The organism is Sphingomonas sp. 179-A 2A2 NHS (assembly GCF_045371305.1).
Lineage (GTDB): Bacteria > Pseudomonadota > Alphaproteobacteria > Sphingomonadales > Sphingomonadaceae > Sphingomonas.
This window is the reverse complement of sequence record NZ_JBIQDE010000023.1, coordinates 1-3,434: the sequence shown is the minus strand read 5'-3', so window position 1 is coordinate 3,434 and position 3,434 is coordinate 1. Positions and strand designations below refer to the sequence as shown.

At 66.9% G+C, this 3,434-nt stretch carries 5 protein-coding genes; 1 reads left to right on the top strand and 4 read right to left on the bottom strand.

What is annotated here, in order from left to right:
* The coding region (locus ACH0AE_RS17680) for a hypothetical protein (protein ID WP_406876139.1) at positions 1-267 on the top strand (267 nt) is incomplete at its 5' end.
* A 45-nt stretch (positions 268-312) separates the two neighbouring features.
* Here the strand turns inward: ACH0AE_RS17680 and ACH0AE_RS17675 are convergent.
* From ACH0AE_RS17675 to ACH0AE_RS17660, 4 genes are all read right to left on the bottom strand, one after another.
* Positions 313-795, bottom strand: a complete 483-nt coding sequence (locus tag ACH0AE_RS17675; RefSeq protein ID WP_406876138.1) for a hypothetical protein — start codon at positions 793-795, stop codon at positions 313-315.
* Between the two features lie 181 nt (positions 796-976).
* Positions 977-1,663: a GIY-YIG nuclease family protein gene (locus ACH0AE_RS17670; protein WP_406876140.1), complete on the bottom strand. Its 687-nt coding sequence runs from the start codon at positions 1,661-1,663 to the stop codon at positions 977-979.
* A 62-nt stretch (positions 1,664-1,725) separates the two neighbouring features.
* On the bottom strand, positions 1,726-1,851 hold the full coding sequence (locus tag ACH0AE_RS17665; protein WP_406876137.1) for a hypothetical protein: 126 nt from the start codon (positions 1,849-1,851) through the stop codon (positions 1,726-1,728).
* Positions 1,848-3,170: a hypothetical protein gene (locus ACH0AE_RS17660; protein ID WP_406876136.1), complete on the bottom strand. Its 1,323-nt coding sequence runs from the start codon at positions 3,168-3,170 to the stop codon at positions 1,848-1,850. Before ACH0AE_RS17660 ends, ACH0AE_RS17665 begins: the two co-directional genes overlap by 4 nt.
* Positions 3,171-3,434: the final 264 nt, after the last annotated feature.

Here is a 3,434-nt window from a genome sequence, read left to right as displayed (position 1 = left end):
ATCATGATGAATGCCATGCTCGATTGGGCGCACGCGTACCATCCGAGCGCGACTATTCTGCCGATCGGCGTAACGCATGCCTCATTCAACAGCAGATCGACTCCCGTTCCGTTCTATAACAGATACGGGTTTACGTGGACGGCTGCTTCAGACGCGAACAAGCTCTATTCGCATCCCCGCCCCGTCGCTACGATCCACGCGATACCTCTGAGGTATCCCGTGTCGGTGCCGACGCTTCCCGAACAGCCCGATCCTTGGCGCAACTGAACAGGCGCGAAGACCAGCCTGCCGAGCGAGGATGTCGAGCCTCAACTATTTCATCCTGAGCGCGGCAAGCTGGAGGACGTCGACTGTAAGTCCTTCGGGTAGCAGCACGTTCGCGATTGTTTCGAGCTGAGAGCGGTGGAGTTTGTCGCTCGTCTTGATCTCGCGAAAAAGGACATCGCCATCCCGCACGGCGGTCAGGTCCGGCCACCCGGCACGGTAGCAATAGGCATCGCCGGCGAACCGGGCTGCGATGCTGGGGAGCTGCGGACCGAGCGCTCGGTGTAGCTGCTCGATCAGCTCGCCGGTAACACCGGGATAATACTCATCGACGCCGGCAGCGTAGATCGCGTCGAAGTTGCGGCGGACCCGGGCCGTCGTAGCGCGGCCGATCGCAGCATAGATGCTGTCCAGGTGGGCGGCATTGATGACGAACTGCGCTTCCAGGAAGCGGGTGAGGCTGTCGGCCGCCCCCAGCGTGTTCAGCTCCATCAGGCGCTCCAGGCAGGCCGCCTTCATCAGCAGGAGCATCGGTCCGCCTTCGCATGTGGCGCACGTCCAGCCCTCGGCCCGCAACAGCGCCGCGGCGGCGTGTTCGGGTCGATAGTGGGCGTGGCCGTCGACGTGCCACCCGTCAGGACCGCGGGGCAGTTCGACGCGCTCGAGCGGCACCCCAAGCGCCGCGCATTGGTCGCGAAGCGGTGTGCGCGGCTTAGCCGGCATGATCGGGCGTCGGACGGCGCTCGACCCGCGGCAGCCGGTCTCTGATCGCGGCGAGCGCGGCGATGCAGCACGCGATCGGGGTGCCGGTCCAGGTCGCGGGGCGAAGATCGTCTGGCCATGCGAGCAAGGCGTTACCGACGCTCGCGGTGAAGGCCGGAACGATGCCCTCGGCGTCGTTGTCCAGGTCGAACCAATGCGTCGCGGTCTGACCGTCGATCTTCACGGTGTCCAGCCCTGTGGGCCTGCCGGTCGCGGCTCGCCATTTCGCGTAGAACACGCCGCTGTCGTAAACCCAGCTCGGCTCGTGTGCATCGCGCAGGATCGTGATCTGGCGATTTAGCTCGCGACGGATAGCCGCGGCGTGGCGCACGACGTTGATGTGGTCGAGCCATGCCGACGCGCCGCTTGGATCGTATGCGTAGGGCCACCTGATCGGAGGATCGTCGCAGCTAATCAGCTCGCAAAGCGCGGCGCGCGCCTCGTCGGACCCGTCGAACCACTCGCCGGCGAGCCGGTGATCGTCCATGTCGAGGTGAATGTCCTCCTCCACGTCGCCGCATCCGGTGTAGATTTCGACGGTTTGGATTCGGCAACGCTCGGTCGATTGGAGCGTAAGGCGACGGCGTTCGACGTCGACCGATCGGCCGATTTTGATAAGCCCGAACTCGTTCTGCATGACGTAGAGGTGCTGGCCGGTCGGTTCTGCCAAGACGGTGTGCTCCGGCTACGATCGACGGGTCACAGCGGCGTGCTCTTGTTCGCCTTGGACAGCTCTTCCATCACCCGCGCCCGCGCAGTCTCCGACATGATCTCGACTTTGCCCTGGTCGATACGACCGTCGATGCCCTGAAAGACTGCGGTCACGGTCTGCGGCAACGACCAGGTGGCGCGGATGCTCTCATATTCACCGCCGGTCCGCCCGTCACCAGCGCGGTGTTGTTGACCACGGTACCGCTGCCCGACAGCGCGACGCCGTTGCCCGCCGTGAAGCCGGTGGCGAGCGTCGCGGTGGCGTTGTTCGACAGTTCGAGCCCGAGCAGCTCGAAATTGGTCGGCAGCACGGTGCGCGTGATCGTCGTGTCGGCATCGATCCCGATCGCCAGCGTGTCGGTGCCCGCGCCGCCGTCGATCGCGCCGGTGATCGAGGAGACACGCCCACTCGCCGCGTCGAAGCGCGCGCGCAGCGTGTCGTCGCCCGCGCCGAGCGCGAGGCTGCCGTTGATCATGCCGCTGCGCGTGTCGATCGTGCTGCCCTGCCCCGATGGCGCGGTCGACACGACCGATCCGTTGATCGTGCCGGCATTGGTGAGGTTGAGCGTGCCGGTGGTGCGGATCGCGGTCGCGCTGCCGCCGATCGTCGCACCCGCCGCGTTGCTGATCGTGACGAAGCCGCCGCCGCTGACCGTCGCTGGCGTGCCGCTCGACACGATCGAGCCGGTGTTGACGATGTTGAGCCCCGCCTGCGTCGAGGCGATCGCGGCGCGGCCGACGCCGTCGATCGTGCCGGCATTGTCGACGTAGGAGACGGTACCCGCGATCCCGCCGGTGATCCGCCCGCCGGCGCGATTGTATACCGACAGGCCGCCGAAGCCGGTCTGGTCGGCGAGGATTGCCTCGCCCACGGTGCCAGCGATCGTCCCAGCATTGGTGATCGTCGCGCTGACGAAGCCGACGGTGTTGGCGGGGCTGCGGCGCACGAGAATGCCCTGGGCACCCGAGACGGTGCCGCCCGCGGTGACGTTGATCGCCGCGCTCGATGAGGGGTAAATCGTGTACGTCGTGCCGGGGACGCAATAATTGACCGACGCGCCGGCATAGGGATCGGTGCAGACTTCGGTGCGCGGATCGCCAGTCGTGACGAACACGCCGGGTTTAGCAGCACCACCGTCGACCAATCCCAGGACGCGCAGCGTATTGCCCTGGCCGCGCGTGGTGATCGCCGCCGCGGCTGCGCCCGGCTGCACGCTCGCGCCGCGCGCGACGACGACGGTGGTATTGTCGGTCGAGACGGTCAGTCCATCCGCGTCGGTGCCGGTGCAGTTGACCGTGCCGCCGGCGACGGCGGGATCGGGGGTGCAGTCCGCCGCGGCGGGCCCCGCCAGCATGATCCCCAGCGTCAGCGCACTCGTTCCCAGCGCGAGACGACGCACCTGCCGCCCACGCAGCCCACCATTACGACGCATGAAATCCCCCCTAGATCAGCGGCTTCCCTGCGCGACGCCGATCGACCTGTCGATAGTAGAAAACGACTGGTCGTGCCGGAATGGGCGTTATCGATACGCGCCGAGGAACAGATCCCCCAGCGCGCGGCGACGGAACAGCGTCGTCCAGCGGCGCCGGCGGTGCTCGGCGCGGTCGTGCGCCAGGTGGCAGCGCTGGCACAAGGCGGCGAGGTTGCTCGGGTGATTGTTGCCGGGATCGTGATCGAGGTGCGCGGTCGCCAGCAC

Coding starts and splice junctions, on each gene's coding strand:
- ACH0AE_RS17675 (WP_406876138.1), bottom strand. CDS start 795: ATGCTCCTGCTGATGAAGGCGGCCTGCCTGGAGCGCCTGATGGAGCTG.
- ACH0AE_RS17670 (WP_406876140.1), bottom strand. CDS start 1,663: ATGCAGAACGAGTTCGGGCTTATCAAAATCGGCCGATCGGTCGACGTC.
- ACH0AE_RS17660 (WP_406876136.1), bottom strand. CDS start 3,170: ATGCGTCGTAATGGTGGGCTGCGTGGGCGGCAGGTGCGTCGTCTCGCG.